At 28.4% G+C, this 24,145-nt stretch carries 21 protein-coding genes and 1 riboswitch; all 21 genes read left to right on the top strand.

Going from position 1 to position 24,145, the window contains the following annotated elements; all coding sequences use genetic code 11:
* The first annotated feature begins 80 nt into the window (after positions 1-80).
* The 21 genes from OCV55_RS12325 (at position 81) to OCV55_RS12225 (ending at position 24,038) form a co-directional block, all read left to right on the top strand.
* Positions 81-1,745 carry an ATP-binding protein gene (locus tag OCV55_RS12325; protein WP_147580766.1) on the top strand — a complete coding sequence of 555 codons (1,665 nt, stop codon included), beginning with the start codon at positions 81-83 and terminating at the stop codon, positions 1,743-1,745.
* Entirely contained in the window at positions 1,745-5,143 is a 3,399-nt protein-coding gene (locus OCV55_RS12320) for a leucine-rich repeat protein (RefSeq protein WP_147580765.1), read from the top strand. The genes OCV55_RS12325 and OCV55_RS12320 overlap by 1 nt, the downstream gene beginning before the upstream one ends.
* Positions 5,133-6,068: an AAA family ATPase gene (locus tag OCV55_RS12315; protein WP_147580764.1), complete on the top strand. Its 936-nt coding sequence runs from the start codon at positions 5,133-5,135 to the stop codon at positions 6,066-6,068. The genes OCV55_RS12320 and OCV55_RS12315 overlap by 11 nt, the downstream gene beginning before the upstream one ends.
* Before the next feature lie 3 nt (positions 6,069-6,071).
* Positions 6,072-7,244 carry a DUF58 domain-containing protein gene (locus OCV55_RS12310; protein WP_147580763.1) on the top strand — a complete coding sequence of 391 codons (1,173 nt, stop codon included), beginning with the start codon at positions 6,072-6,074 and terminating at the stop codon, positions 7,242-7,244.
* An 11-nt stretch (positions 7,245-7,255) separates the two neighbouring features.
* Positions 7,256-9,520 carry a transglutaminase domain-containing protein gene (locus OCV55_RS12305; protein ID WP_147580762.1) on the top strand — a complete coding sequence of 755 codons (2,265 nt, stop codon included), beginning with the start codon at positions 7,256-7,258 and terminating at the stop codon, positions 9,518-9,520.
* Position 9,521: 1 nt separating this feature from the next.
* Positions 9,522-11,012, top strand: coding sequence for a response regulator (locus tag OCV55_RS12300; RefSeq protein ID WP_267309937.1), 1,491 nt, complete (start codon positions 9,522-9,524; stop codon positions 11,010-11,012).
* An 11-nt stretch (positions 11,013-11,023) separates the two neighbouring features.
* On the top strand, positions 11,024-11,386 hold the full coding sequence (locus OCV55_RS12295) for an Hpt domain-containing protein (protein WP_147580760.1): 363 nt from the start codon (positions 11,024-11,026) through the stop codon (positions 11,384-11,386).
* Positions 11,387-11,464: 78 nt separating this feature from the next.
* Positions 11,465-11,551, top strand: a riboswitch (cyclic di-GMP riboswitch).
* A gap of 117 nt (positions 11,552-11,668) precedes the next feature.
* Positions 11,669-12,136, top strand: a complete 468-nt coding sequence (locus tag OCV55_RS12290; protein WP_032091662.1) for a type II secretion system protein — start codon at positions 11,669-11,671, stop codon at positions 12,134-12,136.
* Between the two features lie 84 nt (positions 12,137-12,220).
* Positions 12,221-12,670 (top strand): type II secretion system protein, encoded by a 450-nt coding sequence (locus tag OCV55_RS12285; protein WP_147580759.1) that lies wholly within the window; start codon positions 12,221-12,223, stop codon positions 12,668-12,670.
* Between the two features lie 138 nt (positions 12,671-12,808).
* Complete coding sequence (locus OCV55_RS13995; RefSeq protein WP_147580758.1) at positions 12,809-13,234, top strand: type II secretion system protein; 426 nt, start codon at positions 12,809-12,811, stop codon at positions 13,232-13,234.
* A gap of 10 nt (positions 13,235-13,244) precedes the next feature.
* Positions 13,245-13,691, top strand: a complete 447-nt coding sequence (locus tag OCV55_RS12275; protein ID WP_147580757.1) for a type II secretion system protein — start codon at positions 13,245-13,247, stop codon at positions 13,689-13,691.
* Positions 13,692-13,702: 11 nt separating this feature from the next.
* Positions 13,703-14,464, top strand: a complete 762-nt coding sequence (locus tag OCV55_RS12270; protein ID WP_147580756.1) for a prepilin peptidase — start codon at positions 13,703-13,705, stop codon at positions 14,462-14,464.
* 12 nt (positions 14,465-14,476) lie between these two features.
* Positions 14,477-15,670, top strand: coding sequence for a type II secretion system F family protein (locus tag OCV55_RS12265; RefSeq protein ID WP_147580755.1), 1,194 nt, complete (start codon positions 14,477-14,479; stop codon positions 15,668-15,670).
* Between the two features lie 8 nt (positions 15,671-15,678).
* Positions 15,679-16,563 (top strand): type IV pilus biogenesis protein PilM, encoded by an 885-nt coding sequence (pilM, locus tag OCV55_RS12260; RefSeq protein ID WP_147580754.1) that lies wholly within the window; start codon positions 15,679-15,681, stop codon positions 16,561-16,563.
* 1 nt (position 16,564) lies between these two features.
* Complete coding sequence (locus OCV55_RS12255) at positions 16,565-17,230, top strand: hypothetical protein (RefSeq protein WP_147580753.1); 666 nt, start codon at positions 16,565-16,567, stop codon at positions 17,228-17,230.
* The gene (gene gspM, locus OCV55_RS12250; RefSeq protein ID WP_147580752.1) at positions 17,217-17,849 is read left to right on the top strand and encodes a type II secretion system protein GspM; all 633 of its coding nucleotides are present in this window, start codon (positions 17,217-17,219) and stop codon (positions 17,847-17,849) included. Before OCV55_RS12255 ends, gspM begins: the two co-directional genes overlap by 14 nt.
* A 17-nt stretch (positions 17,850-17,866) precedes the next feature.
* Positions 17,867-18,916, top strand: coding sequence for a hypothetical protein (locus OCV55_RS12245; RefSeq protein WP_147580751.1), 1,050 nt, complete (start codon positions 17,867-17,869; stop codon positions 18,914-18,916).
* A gap of 11 nt (positions 18,917-18,927) precedes the next feature.
* Complete coding sequence (locus OCV55_RS12240; protein WP_147580750.1) at positions 18,928-19,854, top strand: type IV pilus modification PilV family protein; 927 nt, start codon at positions 18,928-18,930, stop codon at positions 19,852-19,854.
* A gap of 17 nt (positions 19,855-19,871) precedes the next feature.
* Complete coding sequence (locus tag OCV55_RS12235; protein ID WP_256187293.1) at positions 19,872-21,290, top strand: PilW family protein; 1,419 nt, start codon at positions 19,872-19,874, stop codon at positions 21,288-21,290.
* A 13-nt stretch (positions 21,291-21,303) separates the two neighbouring features.
* Positions 21,304-22,977, top strand: coding sequence for a GspE/PulE family protein (locus tag OCV55_RS12230; protein WP_032091652.1), 1,674 nt, complete (start codon positions 21,304-21,306; stop codon positions 22,975-22,977).
* 11 nt (positions 22,978-22,988) lie between these two features.
* Positions 22,989-24,038 carry a type IV pilus twitching motility protein PilT gene (locus tag OCV55_RS12225; RefSeq protein ID WP_118306730.1) on the top strand — a complete coding sequence of 350 codons (1,050 nt, stop codon included), beginning with the start codon at positions 22,989-22,991 and terminating at the stop codon, positions 24,036-24,038.
* The last annotated feature ends 107 nt before the right edge of the window (positions 24,039-24,145 follow it).

Here is a 24,145-nt window from a genome sequence, read left to right as displayed (position 1 = left end):
TGAAAATTTGCATAAGTTTGAGATTGTCCTTATAATAAAAAAGTGGGTGACTATATAAATTTAAAAGGGAGGATTTTTATATGAAAAAAATCATTATAACAATAGGAAAGAATAGTCAGACAATTTTTTTATTGATTATTTTAGTAATTGGTCTTGTGATTTTATTAAATACGATTGCTTTTTTTTATAAAAAACATAAAAATCCTCGCTTTTCTCAAAAAGAATTTTTAAATAATATTTTTTATAAAGATCAAAGTCAAGTATATGTCTTAGTTAGAAAGAAAGATTACAAAGTATTATTTTTATCTTCTCACTTTGAAGAAGTATTTCATATTTTACCAAAACGTATACAAGTTGATATAGAAGTTTTAAAAGAAATTGTAGAAGATGATACTTACCGACAATTTTTAAAAGAATATAAGCAATGGAATCAACAAGAACCTTTTAAATATTCTTTTAAAATGAAAGATGAAAATAAATGGTTCATTTTAACAATTACTGCAATAGAACATGTAAAATATCATCTATTCGCTTTTTATGACCATAGTGAAGATGTTTTAAAAGAATTAGATTATTTACAACAAATAGAAACAACTAAAAATGAAAGTGAATATAAAGCTTCATTTTTATCAAGAATGTCACATGAAATTAGAACGCCTATGAATGGAATTATTGGGATGCTGACATTAGCCGGACAATCAAAACAAGATGCTAAACAAGGAAGCTACTATTTACAACAAGCAGAAGATATTTCTAAGTATTTACTTTCACTCATCAATGAAGTCTTGGATATGTCAAGAATGGAAGCAGGAAAATTAGAATTAGAGAGTAAACCATTTAATATTTATCATTTAAAAGCACAATTAAATAATATTTTTAAAGAAACAATTGAAAAGAAAAATGTTTTATTTAAAATCGATTATTTTGATTTTGATGTAAAATATTTTATGGGAGATGAATTACGTATTATGCAAATACTTGTTAATCTATTATCCAATGCTAGTAAGTTTACTGATAATGGTGAAATTACAGTAACATTTAGACAAATGTATAAAGAAGATAAGGTTGCAAATATTATGATGCGTGTTCATGATACAGGTAAAGGAATGTCAAGAGAGTTTTTAAGTCATATATTCAGACCGTTTGAACAAGAAGGAGTTGAAATTTCTAAAAAGTATGGTGGTAGTGGACTTGGAATGGCTATTACAGATCAGCTTGTTAAATTGATGGGTGGAGAAATAGTTGTTGATAGTCTTGAAGGTAAAGGAACCGATTTTACAGTCTTTTTAAATTTACCAGTTGCTCCAAGTCAAGAATATGAAGATGAAAAAGAAGTTGTTGTTGAACAATTTAGTTTTGAGAAAAAGCGTATATTGCTTGCTGAAGATAATGAAATTAATGCAGAGATTTGTATGAGTGTATTAAATTCTAAAGGAGCGTTTGTCGATCGTGTAGAAAATGGACAAGAAGCAGTTGATACATTTAAGAAGCATGCTAAAAATTATTATGATTTGATTTTAATGGATATACAAATGCCGCAAATGGATGGCTATGAAGCAACGCAAATTATAAGAACGATGGAATCGGGTAAAGCAATTCCTATCTTTGCTTTATCTGCTGATGCATATGTAGAAAATAAACGCTATTCTAAAGAGATGGGAATGGATGGACATTTTTCAAAGCCTATTGATTTTGATGTAATGGAAAAAGAATTAAGTGAATATTTTTCAAGGAGAGATGCATAATGAAAAAGACATTTAAATTATCAGTACCGTATTTAGGAAAAGCTGTGGTTGTGACGGTTGTTTCTTTTTCATGTGCGATTTCTGCTTATCAACTTTACCAAAACAGTTCAATCTTCTCACCACAATCACAAGCTTTAGATTTGAAAAATAATCAAGTTGTTTTTTCAAATCAAAATCAACAAACAAACACAAATCAAAATCAAGATGAAAGTCAATATCTTAATGAAAATCAACAAGCATTAGATAAAATTTCACAAACAAATTTTAATAATTCTCCTTATTTATTTAAAAATCAAGGAAGAGTGGATCCGACAAAAATTTATGGACAAACAGGTATGGGGACAAATGGTGGCAATACGATAGGTGTTAATCCAAATGGAACAACAAATAATGGAAATGCAACTGTTGTCATTCCCGGAACAGGAATGCCTATTGCTACAGGAGATGCAAGTTCAGGCATCGCTAATGATGAAGTAAATAAAAATACAAATCATGAAACAACACCGATTGTTGATCCAGATCCAGAACCAACGCTACCAGATTTATCGAATAATGAGATTTATAAAGATGCCATTTCTTTGCCAAATACAGGAATTGAACAAAAAGAAAATGCAAAATACAATATTCATTTTATGGCTGCAGAAGATTTATATCTTGACAATCTTACAATGCTCTATGATGGTTGTGTGATCACTCCATGGAAATTACTTTGTAATATGGTTGTGATGGTTTCAGAAAGGAAAGAGGGGGATAGCTATCCAACACTTTATAGAATAGAAAATTATAATGATAATTTTAAAATAGGTTCTTATCCTCAATATGCAACAGAAAACTTTAAAGTATCATTTTATTTTAGACTAAATGAATCAAGTCCATGGCAAGAATATATTTATGAATTTAAAGTTGATTATCAGGCACGTATTTCCTTACAAGACTATAATCAACAAGAAATAAAATATTTTTATTTAAAGAAAAATGAAACAGAAGATTTACGAAAATATTACAATTTAATAATTCCAACATATCAAGATTCTACACAAATGTTTATTGGCTGGAAAGAGGAAGATGGTAGTGTTATTGAAGATCAATCTGACTACACAATCACTCAAAAAGGAAGAATTACACTTGTTCCTCAAGAAATGGTAGATTTACCAGAGGAATATATTGTTCAATTACAAGATAAAACGATTTTTTCACCAATATTTGCGACAATTTATGAATATGCTTTTACCAATTATGTTGGAGATTTAAATGCTGATATTCATGTACCAGATGGTATAAAAAAAGTAGAATTAAATGATATTTTTGGAAAAGAATTTAATGGTGATTTTTATATTTCAGAGATCGTTGATGATATTTCTTTTGGTTATGGCTGGACAGGACCTGATTTATATGGAAAGTATATCGTTGATGAAAATAATCCTAATTTTAGTTCAAATGAAGATGGATTATTAATGGATAAATCTCAAACAGTGATTCTTCAAACACCAATAGCTGATGCTATTTATATTCCTGAAGGAGTTACATCAATTAGTAGTTCTATTTCGTGGTATGTTCATGATATTTATTTTGAAGGTAAGTGTTTGATAGATAGCCATTCTTTTTCTAATATTCCTACAGATTCAACAGTTCACGTACCTGATCAATATTATTTAGACTATTTTAAAAAGAGTTATGGAAGTTTTGTAACAAGTATAGTTAATGAAAATAATGAATCTTATGATTATACAGTAAGTAATAATTTGGTTTTTAGTGATGATGAAAAGATACTAGTAAGTACTTTAGATAGTGCAAGTGGGACAATTGTTATTCCTGAAACAGTAGAAAAAATAGCTGATCAAGCTTTTAGTGGAAATAGTGATATTACACAGATTATTTTAACAGGAGGAAATATTGAATTAGGTCATCAAATTTTTAAAGACAGTGGTGTTGAAAATGTGATGATTTTAACTCAAAATATGCCAAGTGTTTATAAAGATACTTTTAGTGATAGTGATAATCTTAAAGGAATTAGTATTGCTAGAAATTATTATCATTTGTATGAATCTAAATGGAGTGATTTATTAGAACCAACAGAGTTTGCTTTATTGAATGAAACCGATTCATCATTAAATGTAAAAGATGGTTTTGAATATTTAGAAATGTATTATCGAGATCGTGCACATGCAACCATTTTATTAAATGCGCCAAGTGATTTGGTTTATTTTGATGAAGATAGTATTCCAGGAGTAATAATTACTGAAATTGGTAAAAATGCTTTTTCAAATTGTAAACAATTGAAATCTGTAAAATTATCTAAACAAGTGGTACAAATTGATAGCTATGCTTTTTATGGTTGTGATGACTTAGAAGGCATTTTCTCAGCTAATACAGATACGATTACAATTCAAGAAAATGCTTTGGAAATAACGGATGGATCCTTTCCTAATCTTCGTTATATTGCCTTAAATGCTAAAAATGCAAATTTTGAAAATTATTATTTACCATCAACGAATCAAAAAATGTTTGTTCCTTATGATGGCGATGGATATTATGGTGGTAATACATATAGTAGTAGTTATTTTTTAGATGAATCTTATGGTGGAGCTATCTTATATGGTTATGCTAGAGGATCAGATCAAGATGGAAATACAATTACAGTGGATAATGAATTTTATTTAATTAGTGCAACAACAGATATTAGTGGAGCTGTTGCTACGAAAGAAGGTACCTTTGAGATTTGTATGAATGCTTTCGAGAGTGTTCCTATTACATCGATTCAATTAAATATGACAGATGATATGTATTGGATTGATGATTATGCTTTTTATGAAACAAAATTAGAAGGTGAACTTACTTTGCCAGATGGCTTAGGTCCAATAGGAATGGCTGCATTTAGTGGTACGAGTCTTACAAAAGTGACATTTCCAAAAGTTTATGGGAATAATGCAGAGTATCCAGCACGGCTTTGGACAAATAATTTTGGAAGTACTCTAAAGGAAGTTGTTTTCCAAAATGCTACACCTATCTTACTTTATTATTATGGTGATGGAAATGGCTTTGAATTTGGTCAAGATTTAGCAGATGATTTTCATGTTACACTTTCAGGTGATGCGACAGGTTTAGAACAAACATACATAGATAATTGGAAATATAGTTTTGCAGGATATGAAATATCAGATGCTCAAATTCATGAAAATGAAATTAAAGAAGCAGAAAAGAAGGTTGCAGCATTATTAAATTATGTGGTACCTGAAATAAACGAAAATCAAAATTTAGATAATCAAATAGAAGAGCCTGATACTCAAACAAAAGATGATTCACAAGAAATACAGACAGAGAATAATCAAGAACAAGATGATTCAAATAACAATCAACAAGAGGCTTTAGAAAACGAGGGAGAAGAAAATGATAATTGAGCAATCACAACATATTATTGATGAAATATCAAAAGTATTCATTGGTAAGGATGAAATAATTAAAAAAGTATTAATGACAATTTATGCTGGAGGACATATTTTATTAAATGATACTCCTGGTACGGGGAAAACAACATTGGCGTTAGCTTTTTCTAAAGCTTTAGGTTTGGATTATAAAAGAATTCAGTTTACAACAGATACCTTACCTTCTGATATTGTTGGTTTTACAATGTTAAATAATGAAACTCAAAAATTTGAATTTAGACCAGGGGCTGTTTTTAGTAATTTACTTTTAGCAGATGAAATTAACCGTACATCACCAAAAACACAAGCTGCTTTATTAGAAGCTATGGAAGAACATAATGTGACAGTTGATGGTGTTACTTATGATTTACCTCATCCATTTATTTCAATAGCGACACAAAACCCAATTGGTTCAGCAGGGACACAACCTTTACCAGAATCTCAATTAGACCGTTTTATGGTATGTTTATCGATTGGATATCCTGATTTAGATAAACAAATTGAGATTATTAAATCGCGTCGATATGATAATCCAATTGATAAAATTAAAGTAGTTGCTTCAAAAGAAAATGTTATAGAAGTACAAAACTATTTATCATCTGTACGTATCAGTGATGATGTTTTAAAATATATTGTCTTATTATGTGAAAAAACAAGAGAAATGCCCCTTATTGAATTAGGAGTTTCTCCTCGTGGGGTTTTAGCACTTGTACAAATGGCTAAAGCACATGCCGTATTAGAAGATCGTATCTATGTTATTCCAGAAGATGTACAAGATGTTTTTTTAGATGTTTGTGCACATCGTTTGATTTTACGTCCACAAGCAAGGGTAGAAGGATTAGATGCCAGAGATATTTTAAAAGAAATTTTAGTGGAAGTGAAACCACCATTGGCTGATTAGATTATGAAAAATAAATATTTTGTTTATGCAGTTATCAATATTCTCATTTTTATTGCATATATTTATTCGACTTATTTCTACTTTTTAGTTATTTGGGCAATAAGTATTTTATTTCCTCTTATGCTTTTCATTTTGTTGAAATTAGAAGCACGTTATATTCAACTTGATCTTCATGGACAAAAACAAGGAGAAGTAGGAAAACGTTTATCTTTTGTATCTGAAATAACAAGTCAATATAGATTACTTGTTTCTGGAAGAATAGAGTATGATTTTGTTTATGAAAACAATACGTTACAAAGTCAAATTAGAAAAAGAATATTTATTCCTTTAGGAATGAAATATTCGAAGAAAGAACATCAATATACAGCAACATATTGTGGAGAAGTAACATTTTCTTATGAAAATATTTATTTATATGATGTATTTGGTTTTTGTAGAGTTTCTTTACATCAAAACCAAAAATATCATATGATAGTGTATCCTAGTAAAATCGAGATGAATCTATTGTATAATGAACTTTCTAAACCTTATGAAAATGGACTACTCCAGTATCAATATAGAAAAGGGTTGGATATGTCTGAAATTTATGATTTAAAGACATATTATCCTGGTGATGATATACGACATGTTCATTGGAAATTGAGTGCTAAAATGCAACAGATGCTTTTAAAAGAAGGAACACATCATAGTAGCTTCGAAATTGTATTACTTGTAGATATTGGTTTAAATGATCAAAATGAAGAAGTTGATAAAAAGGTTTTATCACAAGCATTATCTTTTGCAATGAGTATGTCACAAGAATTATTACTTAAAAATATAGGTCATTATGTAGCACTTTATGATCATGGAAGTTTTTATTGGTTAGAAATGAATAATGTTCAAGATTACTATACGACATTAGAACAATGGTTTTATAAAGGTGTTTCTTTACAAAACGGAGATGCATTACATCTTTTTATGAGTGAACAGTTAGATTTGATTTTTACAAAAATGATTTATGTTACAGCAGGAAATTTCAATGAAGAAATTTCAAAATTAAATGATTTTTTAAGTGTTAGTGCAATCACTGTAAAAGATCATCTTGAAAAAGTACAAACAACAAAACATCATCAAAATCAATTATATGAATTACCTGTTGATTTAATTGATGAAAATACATATCGTTTTGAAATATAAGGAGGTCAAAAATGGAAAAAAATAAAATTATTTCTTTAAGTACGACCCTCCTTTATTCATTTGTATTAGTGATTAGTTTTTTGTGCTTTTATCATAGTATCGTAGAAAGTTCATGGTTGTTAGAAATTATTGTCAGTTTATTTGTTTTAATAGGAGTAAATCTTTTATCTTATAAAACAAAAACAAAAGAGATTATTTTCCCTATAGTGATGACTTTTATTATTGGGATTATTTATTCATTTCAAAGTTTTTATTATGGCTTTTGGGGAATTATAAATTATTGTATTCAATGGTATAATGTTCAATTTGATGATGCTAGAAATTTGATGATGACTAAAGCTATTACAACAAGTCATATACAAGCTTTTAGTTTGGTTGTTATTCTATTTATTACTTATTTTATTTATCATTCGATAAAAAAAGAAAAAATGATGGGTATTATTCTTATCTTTTCCATTGTTTTTGCCTTTACTTTATGGATTGATCGTTTTTCTTTTATTGGGGGATCACTTTGTATAATCACTCTTTTGATGATTTGGATGTATTACCAAAATAAAGTGATCAATTCAAAAACAGTTCAATGGCTTGTGATTATTTCAATTATTTTTGTGGCTATAGCGTTACCTGTTTATCAAGATAATTTATCTTTACAACAAATAAAAAAAGAAGTCTTACAACAAGTAGAAGATCTTCGATATGGTAAAGATAATCTTCCACAAGGTAATTTAAAGCAAGCATCTATAATTCATGAAAATGAAGAAGAACGTCTACAATTAGCTGTTTCACAAAGAAAGAATTTGTATTTAAAGGGGTTTGTAGGGAGTACTTTACAAAATAATCAATGGCAAGATTTAAAAAGAGCAAGTTATAATGGAAAACATGAAGGAATGTTGAAATGGTTAGAAAACAAGAATTTTTCTTCATCTTATCAATATAGTCTTTATGAAAAATTATCTCAATTAGATGATACATCTCAAAAAGTAGAAATTAATAATACAGGAGCTAATAAAAAATATCTCTATACACCTTATTCTGTTTCTAAAAAAGATGTTTCATCATCATTGATTCAAAAAGATCTTAATTTAAAGTCAAATGCTCTCTTTGGAACAAAGAATTATAGTTATACAGAAACATCTTCTGTCTCACCAAGTGAATTGATGACAGGAAGTGACTGGCTTAACCAACCAAATAAATCTCAAAAGAAATATTTAGATACAGAAGCTGTTTATCGACAATTTGTTTATGAAAATTATCAGACAGTTGATCAGGGATTAGAAAAAACAATTGCTCATTTATTTGATCAAGATGAATTTGAAAATACAGGTATTTATTCAATTTCACAACATATTAGAGATACACTTACTAAATATATGAAATATGATGAAAAAACAAATACTCAAAGTGAAAATGTTCTTGAAGATTTTTTAAATCAAAAGATTTCAGGAAATGATGTTTTATTTGCTTCAACAGCAGTAGAAGCTTTTCGCCATTATAATATTCCAGCAAGATATGTTGAAGGATATTTATTAAAAAGTGACGCTATTGATGAAGAAGGGAATGCTACTCTTACATCAAAAGATGGTCATGCTTGGGTAGAAGTTTATTTTGATGGTATGGGATGGTTACCAATAGATGTAACACCGGGATATTATTATGATGTTTATACACTGATGAATATGGTTGCTACTCCACAAGGAGATAATAGTCAAGTAAATATTGAAAAGGGACATAAGGATTCTCAAGGTGTTAATGATGGTCAAAATGGTGGAATGATTTATAACATTGTTAGTGGTCTTGAAAGTATGGAATCACTTGTAATGGGTGTTTTTACAATTGGATGTGTTGTTTTATTTATTGTTTGGATCTACTTAGAAATTAGAAGATTATTCTTAAATATTGGAATTAAACATGCTTATCAACGAGCTTCGGTTACTCTAAAAGTGAAGTATTTATATGGATTGATGGAGATGTATTTAAAATCTTATGGAATTGATTATCGTTTAGGTTTAGATTCTTTAAAAGTGGATGATACTTTAGAAAAGATGGGAATCATTTATGAAGGAGAATTTTTAAGAGTTTGTGAGTTATTTGAAAAGAGTTTTTATGGTGAAATAGAGTTAGAAGAATTTGAACTTAATATTATTACTCACTTTATTAGTTTATTATATCAAAATCAAAAGGGATTAAAGTGGTATAATAAATTAAGTAGAAGATATACGATTTTATCTGGGAAAAATATTTATTTAAAATTAATAAGGTGTAATGAGGGTGATTAGGATGGATAAAAATGGGAAAATACTGATTGTTGATGATTCAAAATTTAATCGTGAAATATTATCAGAAATATTAAATCAATATACAGTTATAGAAGCAAAAAACGGTTATGAAGCTTTAGAGTATATGAAAGCTGATAAGAATATTGCGCTTGTTTTATTAGATCTTGTTATGCCTGAAATGGATGGTTTTGAGGTTTTAAAATATATGAATCAAAATCATTTAATTGATGAAATAGCAGTGATGATTATTTCTATCAATAAAGATGATCAAAGTATTGAAAAAGCCTATGAATTAGGGATATCAGGTTATATTACAAGACCGTTTTCATCTGCTGTTGTCTTAAAAAAAGTTAATAATATTATTTCTCATTATAAAAGACAAAAAAAACTTACAACCATTATTAATAAACAAATCTATGAAAAATATAAAAATAACGATATGATGATTATGATCTTAAGTCATATCGTTGAATCACGTAATGGAGAAAGTGGTTTACATGTATTACACATTAAAAAACTTACAAAATTGTTATTAAATATTTTAGTTAAGAAAACAAATCAATATTCCTTAACTTTAGATGATATGATTTCAATTGAAGTGGCTTCTTCTTTACATGATATAGGAAAGATTGCTATTCCAGAAGAAATCTTAAATAAACCATCATCCCTTACTAAAGAAGAGATGGAAGTTATGAAATCACATGTTATCATCGGTGCAAAGATGTTAAATAGTTTACCATTTTATAATGATGAACCAATTGTAAAATATGGTTATCAAATATGTCGATGGCATCATGAAAGATATGATGGAAATGGTTATCCAGATGGTTTAAAAGGAGAAGAAATTCCTATTGCGGCACAAGTTGTTTCAATTGTTGATGCATATGATGCTTTAACAAGTAAACGTGTTTATAAAGAGGCTTATAGTCATGAAGAAGCTTTAAAAATGATTCAAAAAGGCAAATGTGGTGTTTTTAATCCTTTACTTATAGAATGTTTAATGGATATTGAATCATACATTCAAAATGATTTAAAAATTAATGAATTTTATGAAGATAATGAATATTTTGAAGAACGTACACAAGAACATTTAAAAGATGAAGGTCTTAATTTATCTAATTTACTTTATCAAGATTTATATTTTGAAAAATCAAAATATAAATTTTACAGTGAATTATCTAATAATATTCAATTTGAATATTCAGTTGTACCACCATTACTTACATTATCTAAAAAAGATGCATTATTATTAAATATAGAACCTAAAATTATAGATCCATTAAGTAATGAAAAAGTTACAAAACTATTTATTAATAATGATTTTAATGTATTCATACAACAAACTATTGATTTAGAAAAAGAAAAAGATAAGTTTTCGATGAATACAAAACTTAAAATCAATAATACAATTAAAGATGTTAAAATAACTGTACAAGTTATTTATGATGGTGAAGAAGCTTTAGGGGTATTAGGAGATATAGAAATATTATAGGAGAGTTGTTTATGGAGTTAGAAGAATTTTACAAACAAGTTGGTGGGAACTTTGAAGATGTTAAAAGAAGATTACTTAATGAAGAATTTATTAAAAAATTTGTATTGAAATTTAAAGATGATGAAACATTTGATAATCTTATTGATGCTTTTAATAAAGCTGATTATAAAGAAGCCTTCCGTTTTATTCATACCTTGAAAGGAACAAGTGTTAATTTGGGATTTGATGATTTATATCAAGCAAGTTGTAATTTAACAGAATGTTTAAGAAAAAAAGAAAACTTAAATGATGAAGAACTTGAAGAAGCAGGTAAACTTCTACAAATAGTTAAAAATAGCTATCAAAAAATAATAGAATTGATTGTTCAATTATAAAAATATGTGAAAAAAGGTCGAATTTAAAGGGCATTTGTTGCAAATTCCCTTTAAAAATATTATTATACATTTGTAAAGAAAAGAAAAAGGCAAAGCTGTTGAAAAACAGTGACGCAAAGCCCTAGGGTCTAAAGTACGTAAGTGCTATGATCGCCGGTTGCCCTAACCTATTAAGATATATTTTCGTGTATCTATAAGTTATAGCAACCACCAAAATAATAGGTGGTTTTTAACTTTCTAGGATTTCTTTAAATATCAAGACAAGGGAGAAGAAAAAAAGAAATGATGAAAGATTTATTAAAAAAATTACAAAAAAAATCTAACAAAAAAGGTTTCACATTAGTTGAAATCATCGTAGTATTAGTAATCTTAGCTATCTTAGCTGCAATTGCTGTACCATCAGTATTAGGATATGTAAATGAAGCTAAAGAATCTAGATACATTCAAGAAGCTAGATCAATCTATGTTGTTATCCAAACTGAAGAAGCTAAATGTAAAGCATTAGAAGATAATAATTATGCTGCAATCTATAGTGATAGTGGTTTAACTGATGCATTCAAAAAACAAGTTAAAAGTACAACTTCATTATCAGTAGGTACAATTGAACGTACACCAGCTACTGGTGATGCAACTAAATGGGTAATTACTTGGAAATCAGATGATGGAAAAGGAATCAAAGCTACAGTTAATAAAAATAAAGATATAACTATTGATTCAAAAAGTGAAACAGTTGCAGATGTAACAGAATAATTGATTATAAAGGTAAAGCCACTGAGCACTCAGTGGCTTCCTTTGTTTATAAAATGATAATACTTATAGAAAGAATGTGATATTATGAAGAAAGTTAATAATAGAAAAGATTTTACATTAGTAGAAATAATTGTTGTATTAGTTATTCTTGCAATACTTGCTGCAATTGCTGTTCCTTCTGTTTTAGGATATGTTGAAGAAGCAAAAAAAGAAAAATATATTGCAGAAGCTAAAGCTATTTACACTGTTATTCAGGTTGAAGAAACAAAACTTGCAAATGAAATAGATTATACAGATAAACCATCGAATTATAATAGAGCGGAAGATTATATGTATGCTAAAATTTGTGATAAATCAAAATTTAATACAGTGGGTGAAGGAATTGTTTCTCAAAAAACCGGAATACCTAAAGTAAGTAATATCCATTCAGATTCAAAGATATATATTTTAAATTGGACAAGTGAAGATGGTAAAATAATAGACGCACAAATAACAAAAAATAAGAAAGTAGATATTCTTTCTGTTAGTCAATAATTAGCATATTAAAATGACTTATATTATTATAAGCCATTTTTGTTTAATTATTTCTTGTAATTATAATAGATATTTGTCGGATTATTAGAAATTTTGTATATATGTGTTATAATATAACCAAAAAAGGGGAATGGGCATATGAAGGAAAGATTGAAGAATAACAAGGGTTTTACGTTGGTAGAAATTATTGTTGTGTTAGTGATTTTAGCTATTTTAGCTGCTATTGCTGTACCTGTTGTTCTTGGATATGTAGATGAATCTAAAAAGACACGCTATATTGAAGAAGCTCATTCTATTTATACAGTTATTCAAACAGAGGAAGCAAGGTATAAAGCTTTAGGCAATGAATTAAATGATGATACTTATAATAATAATACTGAGTATAAAAAAGAATTAACAGAAACAATAACAAAAAAAACGGGTATTCAAAATGTGACGTTTGGTACTTGTAGTCATATTGGAAAAGATAATGCAAAGTACTATGTTAATTTTAAAAGTGATGATGGAAAGAATGTTTATTCTGTAATTAAAAGAAATAAAGATATAACAGTAAGTGTTAATTAGGGTGAGGAAGATGAAGAATAAGAAAGGTTTTACGTTGGTAGAGATTATTGTTGTATTAGTAATCTTAGCTATTTTAGCTGCAATTGCTGTACCTTCTGTAATTGGTTATGTAAATGAAGCTAAAGAGTCTCGCTATATTCAAGAAGCGCATTCTATTTATACAGTGGTTGAAACGGAAGTGGCTAAGTATAAGGCAACAGATGATCCTAGTGAAGATGCTATAGATAATTATATTAAAGATATATTGAGTGGTAATACAATTGCTACTGCAGATAATAATCAATTAAAAGGTATTATTGCGAAAAAGACAGAGTTAGATGATGTTGATGTAGAAAGAAATGGCAATACTTATAAAATGTATTGGATCAGTGATGATGATCATCGTATTGAAGCTACACTCACAAAGAATAAGGATGTAAAGATTGTAAGTACTGATAGTAATCATAATTTTGATTAGATGAGGTTTTTATGGATTCAATTATTATTTTGATTTATGTATATATGTTTTTAATAGGAATGTGTGTTGCGAGTTTTATGAATGTTGTGATTGATCGTGTTCCTAGAAACGAGAGTTTTGTCAAGGGAAGAAGTCATTGTGATCATTGTGGTGAGACTTTAAAATGGTGTGATTTGGTTCCTATTGTAAGTTATATTTTTTTAAGGGGTAAGTGTCGTTATTGTCATACTTCGATTCCTATTAGAGGTTTTTTGATTGAAATTTTTGGTGGATTGATTGGTATGTTTTGTTTTTATCGTTTTGGTTTTAGTATTGAAACGATTTTAATGTTTGTGATTGCGATGATTTTACTTGCGATTACAATGATTGATTTTGATACAATGATTATTCCTGATGGTTTAAATATAGCTATGCTTCTTGTATCTATTGTTTTAATGTATGTAAGACATATGTCTTTGTTAGAAAGCATTATTGGAATGTTTTGTATTTCTGTACCAATGATTTTATTAAATGTTTTAATTGCTGAATCTTTTGGTGGTGGAGATATTAAATTAATGTTTGTCTCAGGAATAGCTTTAGGATGGAAGTATAGTTTACTTGCTGCTTTTATTGGTATTTTACTTGCAGGAAGTTATAGTATTTATTTATTGGTAAGTAAAAAGATTAATAAAAAAGGACATATTGCTTTTGGTCCTTATTTATCAATTGGTATTTTTATTGCTTTATCTTATGGTAGTGAAATTATAAGTTGGTATTTAAATTTAATGATGTAAAGAGGTGATAGAATGGCTACATTTAAATATATTTCGAAAGATATGTCAGCTAAAACAATAAGAGGAACGTTAGAAGCTGATGATCGAAATGATTTAGTGAGAAAGCTTAAAGAACAAAATTTGTTTTTAGTAAGCTGCCAAGATGTCACTAAAAAGACTGTTAATCAGTATAAAATGAAATTAAATGAATTATCAGCTTATTCTAGAGAAGTAGGAACAATGCTTGCTTCTGGTTTATCTTTGATTCGTATTTTTTCTATTATGTTTCGAAGAGAAGATAATAAAAAAATAAAAAAAATTTATGAAAATATTTATATAAAGTTACAACAAGGATATACTTTATCCGCTGCTATGGAAGCTCAAGGTGTTGCTTTTCCTAATTTAATGATTCAAATGTATCGCTCAGGTGAAGCAAGTGGGGATATGGATAAAACGGCTTTAACGATGTCTAATCAGTATTCAAAGGATCATCGTATTAAAGGTAAAACAAAGTCAGCAATGATGTATCCTATTATTTTGATTGTTATTACAATTGCTGTTTTGTTGATTGTTTATTTAGCAGTGCTTCCTTCTTTCTTTGATATTTTTAAAAATGTTGAATTACCATTGATTACTAAAATCAATATTAGTATTTCTAAGTTTTTACAAGATTATTGGTATTTTGTCTTATTGATTGCTGCAGGTTTGGTTGTCACTTTTATTGCTTTACTTAGAGTAGAAAAGGTACGTTTTCAAGTAGATAAATTAAAAATAAAAATTCCTAAGTTTGGTAAATTGTTGATGACAATTTATACGAGCAGATTTGCGAGAACTTTATGTTCTTTATACACAAGTGGGATGTCTATTGTTAATGCTTTAAATATTGCTAAAACAACGATTGGTAATGTTTATATTGAATCACAGTTTGACGGAGCTATTAAGAAATTAAGAAACGGGGAAAGTTTATCTCAAGCAATCAAGGACATTGATGGTTTTGATATTAAATTAACAAGTAGTATTTTTGTAGGAGAAGAAAGTGGGCGTTTGGAATCAATGCTTACTACTCTTGCAGATGATTTTGATTTTGAAGCAGAACAAGCATCAGAAAGAATGATTACCCTTATTCAACCATTAATGATTATCTTTTTAGCAGTTGTTATTTGTTTAATTATTATATCTGTATTATTACCAATTTATACATTGTATAACAATGTAGGAAATATGTAGGAGGAATTATGAGTTATATTGTATTTTTATCAACAAAAGGATTACAAATGGTTCAAGGAAATGTTTCAAAGAATAATATTCATATTTCTTCTTACAAAGAATTTGAATTTGTTGAAGGAACAATGTTAGATGGGAATATTCTTGATGATCAACCTGTTAGAGATGTTTTACTTGATTTAAAAAAAGAAAATGTTGATAGTGTGAGACTTGTTGTCGATAGTGGACAAATTTTAGTGAAGTGTTCTGTTTTACCAGAAGTTTCTCATAAACAAATGCTTCAATTTGTAAAGGATGAATTTATTGATGTTGAAAGTCAATATACGGATTTATTATATGATTATGCTGTTATAAAAGATAAAGTTGAGGGTAAAGAAGGTCAACTTGTTTTGTGTGCGGCAATGGAAAAAGAGTTTTTAAAGCCGTATATTGATTTGTTTGATGAAATGGGAATTTCATTAGAATCAATTGATATTATGACAAATTCAATTATTAAATTAACAGAATCTATTCTTAAATTAACAAATCTATCTTATGTTTTAACAGTAATCAATGGACAAGATGTTATTCATTATTTATTTATTAATGGACAATATGAAATAGCTAATAGAACACGTATTTTCTCTGATCGTGGAACAGTTGCTTTTATTACTGAATTATCCAATTCACTTACTAAATTAATGCAGTTTACTAAAGGTGCTTATAAAGATGCCCAATTAGAAAAAATCTATTTTGCTGGGCTAGAAACTTATGAAGAAGATATGTTGATGTCAACTATTTCTTCTAATTTGAGTATTGAGACATCTCGTTTTAAACCAACAAACTATACTTGTAGTAAAGATAATAATTTTCCTATTCATAAATATTTATTTGTAGGAAGTTTATGGAGGAGATAAGATGGCAAGAAACAGTAACAAAGATATTGATTTTTTATCTGTCTATAAAACAAAGAAAAAAATAAATACAAATTCTAAAACACTCTTGCTTATCGCATTACCTGTTTTACTCATTCTTATTTTTGCGACAAGTACACTTTATTTAACAATCACTAATAGGAACTTGCAAAAGGATGTTGATACATTGCATACACAAATAGAAGAGGCTCTTGCTGCAACAGCATCTAATACAAATTCTGATCAACAAAAAGAATTAAGTAAGCTCAATGAACAACTTACAAACTTACAAACAATTACACAAACATTATCAAAATACCCTCAAATTGATAAAGGTATTTTAGAAACAATTGATAAATCATGTAAGAACTTAACAATTGATTCAATATCATTTAATCAAGAAACAGGAGCTATATCACTTACTGTAACAGCTTCTAAAGTTAATGGTTGTGAAGAAACAGTAAGAACACTAAGAGAATCAGGTACTTTTAAAACAGTTGATTACAATGGGTATACTCAAGATGGTGGTGTTAGTGAAACAACGGAAACCGTAACAGACCCTACAACAGGTGCGACAACAACACAAGCAGTAACGAATACGACACCAATTACTTATAAATCATCGATTACATGTACATTAGAAGGAGGAACGACAAGTGGACAAGATTAAAGATTCATTTAAAAAACTTTCTTCTAGAGAAAAGACATTGATTTATATATTAGTGATTTTATTGATTGTTTGTTTTGGATGGTTGATTTTATTACAACCACAATTAACGTCACATACATCATTAAAGTCTTCAAAAGATAGTTTAGAATTACAACTTGCTGAATTAAAAGGAACAAGTTCATCTTCTTCAACAGAAGATATCAAAACACAAATTATGAATGTTAATCAAGAAATTAAAGCTTTAAATGATCAATTTTACAATCTTATGTCAAAAGAAGATATTGATCAATTGATTACAAATCTAACAATAGAACATAAAATTAGTCCTACTAATTTAACAATGTCTGAAATAACACAAACAGATTTATCAAGTAAAAAGAGTGATGATAATTCATCTGATAACGCAAATGATAATACAGATGAATCTAAATCATCCAATGCTTTAGTTTATTCATGTGTTGTTACTCAAACATGTAAAGGAACAAAAGCTAATTTACTCAATTTAATTGAAGATGTTAAAAATATGAGTGGTTTACATATTAATTCTGTTGCCTATGAAAATTCAACAGGTAACTTGGATTTAACAATTACATATACAGTTTATATGGTAGAAAAATAGTAAAAGAGGTGCAAACAATGAAAAATAAAAAGGGATCAACAATTGTATGGGCAATTACATTGATTATGGTTCTTGTAGTCATTGTAGGTGCCTCTTTGTCTTTTGCATATATGTCTTATAATCAATCTATTAAAAATAGAAATAAGACACAAGTTGAATTGATTGCCAATTCGGCAATTAAATCTCTAGCTGGTGCTATTGAAAATGATGAAAATAGTTCTCAGCTAATTCCAGATACAGGTAAACAAATTAATGTATCAAAGATGGAATGTTCTGTTCCTTATGGAACAATTTCAAATATTAAAATTAATCGAAAAAAAGAAAATTTAATTATTGCATCACTAAAAGCTAATTATCATGATGAAGATTATACAATTTATGCTTATTTAACGCAGTCTAATAATCAATGGAAATGTAAAAGGTATGATACGAGTGGAAATTTAAATGTTTCTACTGATAGTAGTTCAAGTGGAAATGATTCAGGGAATAATGGTAGTACAGATAATGATAATGACAATAATATTGGTTTGCCAGAAGGAAGTAATATAGCAGATACACTTGATAAAAGACTTACGGTTATGTTGAATCAATACTATGGAGATTTTAAAAATATTTATACATTTATTGATTGGTATAAAGATCAATGTAAGTATATGAATAAAACTACGGATGCTAATTATAATTGCGATTGGTGGTTTAATAATAGTGATGGCTCTGATTATCATATTAAACAAGCGTATTTAACATGTATGACACAAAATAATCAGTTCGATAAATTAGAAGATGATATTTATCGAAAAGTTAAAGATCAAAATATTGTTTTTGACAATAATACATGGTATCCAGATTTATATGTTAATTTTCATATATTTCCAAATAGCAATGGGAAGTATTTTATCTATGCATCTCCTTCAAGTGGTGCAAGTAATGGAGGAGTTTATCTTATTTATTATGATCAATCTTGGTATGTTACTAAAAATAAATCATTTAATGAAAGTGATTTTTTAAATGTTGACAGTATAAAAAATGCTGTAAGCAATACAGATCAATGGTTAAAAATTGAGTAGGAGGGATGAATATGAAAAATACAAAAGGTATGACACTTATTGAAGTAATCATCTCTCTATTAATTATTAGTACAGCATCTTTAATTATTGTGGTTGGTTTTGTTACTGCACTTAATCTTTTTACAGATTCTAATCATTATAAAGATGTAACGAATAAGCAACAAAAAGCTCTAGTTGATGAAGAAAATAAAGATACAGATATTGATGTGGATGATACTTTAGCTAATTATTCGATTACTATAACTGAAGGAAGTACGCCTATTGTCGTAAATGGTACTTATAAAAAGGCGACAAGTAAAACATATAAAGATGTTAATCTTTCAAATTTTATTCCATCTATCCAAATTAGTGAAACTGTGAAAGGAAGAAATATTTATAAAAATTATTGCAAAATGATGCAAGAATTTTCGAATTATTTAAAAGAGCAAGGAGTCACGTCAAATGATAAATTATTTGAAGGAAAGACTAAAGAGTATATAAAAGAGTGGATGATGCAAAAAACAGGTGCAAACAAATCAGATTTTATTACAAATTTACCTAAATTATATGCAAGTATATACCCTGATATAGAACTAGATTCATTATTAGAGGTTATTGGAACTTATAACAAAGATTTTGATAAGGAAAAGTATAAATATATTACACCATGTATGTATATATCAGATAGTACTAGAGAAAATTTAACTTATAAAGATTTTTTTGAAGATGAAGGATACAAAAAATACGTATTCATATTAGTTGGTGATAAGGCAAAAAAAGGAGATCGTCCAACAGATATATGGGCATTGCTTGATAATACAACTGTTGAAGATGATCAAGATACTTGGTTAATTCCAAAAAGTGAAATAAGTACAAAAATATTTGAAAATAAAACATATTCAGAGTTTTATAAAATAATAAGTGGTAATGAATGGATTTATTATACAACATCAAAATAGAAAAGAGGGTGACTAAGATGATAAAAAAAGTAAATAATAAAGGTATGACGTTAGTTGAAATTGTTGTTGTACTTTTAATAGCTTCTATTATTATGACAATTACTGGTGGAATCTTAGTCAACTCATTAGGTTATTTTGATACAACAACCAAGAAATCTTTAGATAAACAAACATTAGATGGTGTTCTAGATTTTATTAGCAATGAAATCACCTATGCAACAGATGTAAGAGTATCAAATACTAAACCAGATGATAGAGATTGGCATTATCTTTATGTATTAAAAAACGATAAAAATAAAGGTAGACTTTATCGTGATGGTAAAGCAGTTTTTGATGATGACTATTATATTAATAATCGAGATTTACAAATGGATGTTAGAGGTTTTACCACTAATGGATATCGTTTGGATTTAACGCTTAAGTATTTAAATGGAACAGAAGAAGTATATTCAACAAAGAATACATATGAGTTGGTCAATTTTAATATTAATACAACTGATAAAACGACTTTATTTAGTAATATTTCTAGTACGACACAGTTATCAGAAAATACAAAACTTTATTATATAAAAGATGACTCATCAAAAGGTAATAGTGAAAATGACAAAACGGATAGCGAAATCACAGTTGCTAAACAGGTTGAATGTATTAATACGAAAAATAATCGTGGTGATTATGTAGAAGGAAGACATTATAGTAAAGGTGATTTTGTTTATTGTGATGGGTCATGGTGGCAGTTAATTCAAGATAAAAGTAATGCTACTTCACCTGATAAAAGTAAAGCAAGATGGTGGAAAAAGATAGATAAAAATTATAGTCCACTCAGTGCATATACTAAAGGTGATATTGTTTTTTTTGAAAAAGAACAATGTTATTATCAATGCTTACAGGATATGTATTCTATGGGAGTTGGCAGTGATAGTTCTGATGGATATGCGCCAGATGGATTTAATGGAAAGCAGACCTATTGGAAGTATATTGGTCCTAAAAATACGGTTACAAAAGATGTACATAATTGTGATGATATTTCAATAAGAAGAACTGATACAGTTTTAAATAAATTGGATCAACTCACGGAAAGCCAAATAAATAGCATTCCTAAATATGATGTTAATAAAACGGATTATAAAATAGGTGATTATATATATAATGAAGAAAAAAACGGTATTAAACAATATTATTTGAAAGTATTGGATGGATCTGGAGGTCCCGGATCAAGTGCATCTTCTGGATGGCAAATTTTATCTCGTGACTGGAATAAAAATAGTGCATACTTAAAGGGTGATATTGTTTTATATTCTGAAGCTGAAGATTTAGGATATCTTAAAGCCATGCAAAATATAAATAAAGATAATAATCCAACAACATGGCCACATAGGGTAGAAATTGTTAATGGTAATCCAAATCCAAATTATTTTTGGAGTACAGTAAATTGATGGAGGTTGACACATGAAAAGTTTACCAATAGGTGAAGTATTAAAAGAATATGGGTATATTAATGAAGAACAGTTACAGATTGCATTAGATGCCCAAAAGAAAGATAGAAGTAAAAGATTAGGGGAACATTTAATAGATTTAGGTTTTGTTAGTGAACAACAAATGTTAGAAGCTTTATCTGATAAATTAGCTGAGCCTTTAGTTTCATTGGATAATATAGATTTTGATATTAATGCTGTTAAAAAGGTTCCTGAAGCAATGGCACAAAAATATAATGTCATTGGTTATGCTTTTAATGACAATGTGTTAACAGTAGCAACAAGTGATCCTTTAAATTATTATGGGTTAGAAGATGTAAGACTTGTTTCAGGTTGTCGTATTAGTGTTTCACTTGCAACAAAAGCAGATATTCAAATTGCTATTGAAAGATATTATTCAGATGTTGATACTTTGAATTTAGTAGATGATATTGATGAATCGACTTTACCTGAAGTAGAAGAGGATCTAAATTTATTTGATGCGAATGAAGATGATACACCTGTTGTTAAATTATTAAATTCATTGTTAATTAGAGGATATAATACAAGTGCTTCTGATATTCATATTGAACCATTTGAAGATAAATTGCATGTAAGAATGCGTATTGATGGAATGCTTGTTGATTATTTAGATTTAAATAAAAATATACAAGCGGCTTTGATTGTTAGAATTAAAATTTTATCTAACATGGATATTGCTGAAAAAAGATTACCTCAAGATGGTCATTTTATGGGAGTAATTGATGGAGTTGAATTAAATATTCGTGTATCTGTTATTCCTACCATCTTTGGTGAAAAGATTGTTATGCGTTATTTGAATTCTAATAGTACTATTGACCGCTTAAGTACTTTTGGAATGACAGAAGAAAACTTTAAGAAAGTGAATCATATGATGTCTATGCCACATGGAATTATCTATGTAACGGGTCCTACTGGAAGTGGGAAAACTACAACACTTTATATGATCCTTGAAAAATTAGCTCAAGGACAAATCAATATTTCAACGATTGAAGATCCTGTGGAAAGAAAATTAAATCGTATTAATCAAATGCAAGTCAATACAATGTCTGGCCTTACATTTGATAGAGGATTGCGTGCTTTAATGAGACAAGATCCAGATGTAATCATGGTTGGAGAAACTCGTGATAAAGAAACTGCTGAAATTTCTGTTCGTGCAGCTATTACAGGACATTTGGTTGTCAGTACATTACATACGAACGACGCTATTAGTACGATTGTTAGACTTGAAGAAATGGGTGTTGAACCTTATATGGTCGCTAACAGTTTAGTAGGTGTTGTTGCTCAACGTTTAATGCGAAAGGTTTGTCCTTATTGTAAAAAGGAAGTAGCCACTTCTTTATCTGATCGATTAGCTTTACAAGAAGGAATTAAATATATTTCTAAAGGAACAGGCTGTCCTCATTGTAATCAAACAGGTTATAAGGGGAGAATTGCTATTCATGAAGTTATTGAAATAGATAGTAAAGTACGTAAAATGATTTCTAATCAAGAAGAAATAGATGATATTATGAAATATCTTGTTGAAGAACAAGGAGTAGAAACTTTAAGAGATCAAGCTTTAAAACTAGTTAAAGAAGGTAAAACAACAGTAGATGAATTCAATAAGATTATTGCTTATATTGATTAAAGGGGAATGTTATGGCAAATATTAATGATATTTTAAATGATGCAAGAATTAAAGGATGTAGTGATGTCCATATTGGTGAAAATACAGGTATAACATTGAGACAAGATGGAAAACTTATTGGATTTGAACAAGCTTTTAGTAATGAAGAAATAAAAGAAATGATTTTATCAATGTGTAAAGATCGAATTTTAAAGATTGTAGAAAAACATGAAGATGCTGACTTTGTCTATGTAAATGATTTAGGAAGACATCGTGTTAATATTTATTTTCAACAAGGTTATATGACAGCCGCAATTCGTATCATCAATGAACAAATCAAGACATTAGAAGAATTAAATTTACCTGATGTTTTACATAAATTGGCTTTACTTCCTCGAGGACTTGTTCTAGTAACCGGTCCTACAGGAAGTGGAAAATCAACAACTTTAGCAGCAATGATTGATTTTATTTCTTCAATGAGAAATTGTCATATTCTTACCATTGAAGATCCAATTGAATATGTATATCAACAAAAACAAGCTCTTATTCATCAAAGGGAAGTCTATGAAGACGTTGATTCTTTTGATACAGCTTTAAAAAGTGCCATGCGTGAAGATCCAGATGTTATTCTTGTTGGAGAAATGAGAGACTATGAAACGATTCAAGCAGTTATTACTTTAGCTGAAACAGGCCACCTTGTATTTAGTACGCTTCATACTATTGGTGCTCCTAAAACAATTGATCGTATTATTGATGTTTTCCCTCCTCATAAACAAGCTCAAATTCGTGCTCAATTAGCCTCTGTTTTACAAGCGGTTGTTACTCAACAACTTTTACCACTTGCAAGTGGTAAAGGAAGAGCAGCTGCTTTAGAAATCATGATTGCTAATGACGCTATTAAAAATTTAATTAGGGAAAATAAAGGTCATCAAATAGATACAATGATTCAAACTGGAAGAAATGAAGGAATGACAACATTAAATGCATCACTTGCTACTTTAGTAAATACTGGAAAAGTAAATCGTATGGTAGCAGAAAGATATTCTCTTGATGTTGGAGAATTAAGACAATTAATAAGATAGTTAAAAAGAATAAGCGAGTCTGCTTATTCTTTTGATTTGAGAAGGATGCAATTATTCATATATTGCATAACCTTTTATATACTCAAAAAGCAGCAGTATTAAAGATA

It is taken from the genome of [Clostridium] ammoniilyticum (assembly GCF_025566905.1).
GTDB lineage: Bacteria > Bacillota_I > Bacilli_A > Erysipelotrichales > Coprobacillaceae > Faecalibacillus > Faecalibacillus intestinalis.
Note: the sequence above shows the minus strand (reverse complement) of the source record. Positions and strands in the feature narration are given on the sequence as shown.